Genomic DNA, 298 nt, shown 5'->3' with positions numbered 1-298 from the left:
CGGAGTCTGCGTGTTCGTGCGCACGCGAAGTCAACAGGAACTTCTCGGCCGGGAGTTCGCCTCCCGCGACGGCCAGACAATCGCCGGGACTCATGGTCAGTACGGCATCGGGAGCCCCGGGTGCGGGTCCGTCGCCGTACAGGGGCTCGCCGCCCCCGATCCGTACATGGAAGACGCCCTCGTCGAGGTGTACCTCCACCAGACCCTCGACCAGCCCCTCCAGGCGGCGTGCCAGCGGTACGGCGAACCAGTTCTCCCGCGCTGGCCGTGCGGCGGCCGACGGACGCGGCGCGGGCGC

General features: G+C 71.5%; 1 pseudogene. It reads right to left on the bottom strand.

Annotated elements, in window-relative coordinates:
* Positions 1–298, bottom strand: a pseudogene (locus tag J0695_RS42360) (transcriptional regulator); the annotation flags it as partial.

This window comes from Streptomyces beijiangensis, from assembly GCF_017315755.1.
GTDB classification, from domain to species: domain Bacteria; phylum Actinomycetota; class Actinomycetes; order Streptomycetales; family Streptomycetaceae; genus Streptomyces; species Streptomyces beijiangensis.
Note: the sequence above shows the minus strand (reverse complement) of the source record. Positions and strands in the feature narration are given on the sequence as shown.